6 protein-coding genes are annotated in these 2,733 nt (G+C 72.4%); 4 read left to right on the plus strand and 2 right to left on the minus strand.

Going from position 1 to position 2,733, the window contains the following annotated elements:
- Positions 1–320 (minus strand): endonuclease III domain-containing protein (locus tag V7Q31_RS18555; RefSeq protein ID WP_442976756.1); only part of this gene is annotated, 320 nt, incomplete at its 3' end.
- A 63-nt stretch (positions 321–383) separates the two neighbouring features.
- A complete protein-coding gene (locus V7Q31_RS18560; RefSeq protein WP_333835323.1) occupies positions 384–740 on the minus strand; it encodes a hypothetical protein in 357 nt (118 codons plus the stop codon).
- A gap of 280 nt (positions 741–1,020) precedes the next feature.
- Here V7Q31_RS18560 and V7Q31_RS18565 point away from each other — a divergent pair, with 280 nt between their 5' ends.
- From V7Q31_RS18565 to V7Q31_RS18580, 4 genes are all read left to right on the plus strand, one after another.
- On the plus strand, positions 1,021–1,845 hold the full coding sequence (locus tag V7Q31_RS18565; RefSeq protein ID WP_333835324.1) for an urease accessory protein UreD: 825 nt from the start codon (positions 1,021–1,023) through the stop codon (positions 1,843–1,845).
- A 35-nt stretch (positions 1,846–1,880) separates the two neighbouring features.
- Positions 1,881–2,183: an urease subunit gamma gene (locus V7Q31_RS18570; RefSeq protein ID WP_333835325.1), complete on the plus strand. Its 303-nt coding sequence runs from the start codon at positions 1,881–1,883 to the stop codon at positions 2,181–2,183.
- 13 nt (positions 2,184–2,196) lie between these two features.
- Positions 2,197–2,454 (plus strand): DUF1272 domain-containing protein, encoded by a 258-nt coding sequence (locus tag V7Q31_RS18575; RefSeq protein WP_333835326.1) that lies wholly within the window; start codon positions 2,197–2,199, stop codon positions 2,452–2,454.
- Positions 2,451–2,733 (plus strand): urease subunit beta (locus V7Q31_RS18580; RefSeq protein WP_333835327.1); only part of this gene is annotated, 283 nt, incomplete at its 3' end. The genes V7Q31_RS18575 and V7Q31_RS18580, both read left to right, overlap by 4 nt.

Below are 2,733 nucleotides of genomic sequence, written 5' to 3' on the forward strand. Positions count from 1 at the left end.
TCGCCGCCATGCTCCTCGACGAGGATGCGGCTGAGCTTCATCACGTTCTTCGCCTTGTTGCGGAAGAGGCCGATCGTGCGGATATGCGCGATCAGCCACTCCTCGCCGAGGGCGAGCATCTTCTGCGGCGCATCGACTTCGGCGAACAGCGCGCGCGTGGCGCGGTTCACGCCCTTGTCGGTCGCCTGCGCCGAGAGCGCCACCGCCACCAGCAGCGTGTAGGCGTTGACATGCTCCAGCTCCCCCTTCGGCTCGGGGTTCGCCGCGTGGAGGCGGCGGAACATCTCGCGGATCGCCGGATAGGTGAGCTGGGCGGGCATGGCGCGCGACATGCGGCGCCGCGCCCCGAATGGCAAGCGGAATGGCAAGCGCGCTTTCGCCGATCAGGTGGCCGCGACCGCGACCCCCGCCACGATCAGCGCGCCGCCGACAAGCTCGCGCGTGGAGTACTCCTCGTCGAAGCCCAGATGCGCGATGGCGGCGACCATGACCGCCTCGGCGGCGAGGATCGCCACATAGACGACGCCCAGCCGCGTCTCGCGCAGCGCCAGCACCTCGAGCCAGACCGCCCCGGCGATGCAGATGCCGATGGCCGTCGCCATCGTCGCCGGAGGGAACTGGCCCCAGAGCTTCATCGCCACCATGCCGGCGGCGTAGAGCGCGGCGGAGCCGAGCACGAACAGCGCGATGCTCGCCGGTCTCGCGGCCTCCGCCAATCCCAGATTCTCGATGTCGTTCATTGTTCGAGGTCCCGTAAGTCTGCTGACGCCCAAAATCATGAGAAGCCGGCGTCAAGCCAGCGTCAGTGAACTGAGACACATAACGGCTCGACACGGCGCCCACGGCGCAGGCAGAACGCCGCAGCGGCGCCTTGGCCGCAGGCGGAGGCGGAGCGCAAACGGCGGCCCCGCCCCTCGATCCCTCGATTCCGCCGACGAGCCGTGATTAACGGATGATCGAGGTTCGGGGAGGGGAAGCGCCCGATGCGACGGTTCGGCGATGCCTGACGGCGGCGCGGCGATGCGATGCGCCCCCGCGCTCCAGCGCGCGCGCGGGCGCGTCGACGTCGCATTCGCGCTGCGCGACGGCGCGTCGCGGCTGCGCAACCTCGCGCAGGAGGGTTCGGCCAAGGCGCTGGCGCCGCGCGTGGCCGGGCCGGTCCCCCTCGCCGTGCTCGTCAACACCGCCGGCGGCGCCACCGGGGGCGACCTGTTCCGCTGGCGCGCCGAGGTCGGCGCCGGCGCGGCGCTGACCGTCTCGACGCAGGCCGCCGAGCGCATCTACCGCTCGACCGGCGCCGACGCGCAGGTGGAGACGCGGCTGGCGCTCGCGCCCGGCGCCCGGCTCGACTGGCTCCCGCAGGAGACGATCCTGTTCGAGGGCAGCCGACTGTCGCGCCGCATCGACGTCGAGATGGCGGGCGACGCGCGGCTGACCGCCGTCGAGGCGCTGGTGTTCGGGCGCAGCGCCATGGGCGAGCGGCTGACGCAGGGCGCGCTGTCGGACCAGTGGCGCATCCGTCGCGACGGTCGGCTGATCCACGCCGAGGCGCTGCGGATCGCGGATTTCGGCCATGCTCTGGCCGCGCGCGCGCTGGCGGGCGGGGCGCTGGCGAGCGCGACGCTGCTCCACGTCGCCCCCGACGCCGCCGACCGGCTCGACGAGGCCCGCGCGCTTGCGCGCGACGCCCGGCGCGGCGAGATTGTCGAGGCGGCGGCGAGCCTCAAGCCGGGCGTGCTGATCGCGCGCTTCCTGAGCGCCGACGCGCGCGCCCTGCGCCGCGCGCTGACCGGATTTCTCACCGCGTTCCGGGGCGAGGCCCCGCCGCGCGTCTGGGCGATGTGACGATTCGACGAAGTTTCGGGGGAGGGACACAGGCGATGCGGCTCAGCCCACGCGAAAAGGACAAGCTGCTCATCTCGGTCGCCGCGATGGTGGCGCGCGCGCGGCTGGCGCGCGGGGTGAAGCTCAACCACCCCGAGGCGATCGCGCTGATCTCGGATTTCGTCGTCGAGGGCGCGCGCGACGGCCGCTCGGTCGCCGATCTGATGGAGGCGGGCGGCCATGTCGTCACCCGCGATCAGGTGATGGAGGGGGTCGCCGAGATGATCCACGACATCCAGGTCGAGGCGACCTTCCCCGACGGCACCAAGCTCGTCACCGTCCACGACCCGATCCGCTGAGAAGGAGAGCGCCATGCTCGAGTTGAGGCCGAACTGCGAATGCTGCGGGCGCGACCTGCCTCCCGCGAGCGTCGAGGCGATGATCTGCACGTTCGAGTGCACCTTCTGCGCCGACTGCGTCGCGGGGCCGCTCGGCGGGGTCCGCCCCAATTGCGGCGGCGAGTTCGTCCGTCGTCCGGTCCGGCCTGCGGCGGCGCTGGCGCGCCATCCCGCCTCGACGGTCCGCGTGTTCAACCCGGCCGGGTGCGGGCAGGCGGAGGCCGCCCGATGATCCCCGGAGAACTCCTCTGCGCCGCCGGCGACATCGAGATCAACGCCGGCCAGCCCACCCTGACGCTGGAGGTCGCCAACACCGGCGACCGACCCATCCAGGTCGGCAGCCATTTCCACTTCGCCGAGACCAACGCCGCGCTCGCCTTCGACCGCGCGGCCGCGCGCGGCATGCGGCTGAACATCGCCGCGGGCACCGCCGTGCGCTTCGAGCCGGGCCAGACCCGCGAGGTGACGCTCGTCCCCTATCGCGGCGACCGGCGCGTGTTCGGCTTCAACG

Source organism: Rubrimonas sp. (assembly GCF_036788415.1).
Classification (GTDB): domain Bacteria; phylum Pseudomonadota; class Alphaproteobacteria; order Rhodobacterales; family Rhodobacteraceae; genus Rubrimonas.

Bases quoted from the DNA above. Each gene is read 5' to 3' on its own strand.
- V7Q31_RS18560 (WP_333835323.1), bottom strand. From the start codon at position 740: ATGAACGACATCGAGAATCTGGGATTGGCGGAGGCCGCGAGACCGGCG.
- V7Q31_RS18565 (WP_333835324.1), top strand. From the start codon at position 1,021: ATGCGATGCGCCCCCGCGCTCCAGCGCGCGCGCGGGCGCGTCGACGTC.
- V7Q31_RS18570 (WP_333835325.1), top strand. From the start codon at position 1,881: ATGCGGCTCAGCCCACGCGAAAAGGACAAGCTGCTCATCTCGGTCGCC.
- V7Q31_RS18575 (WP_333835326.1), top strand. From the start codon at position 2,197: ATGCTCGAGTTGAGGCCGAACTGCGAATGCTGCGGGCGCGACCTGCCT.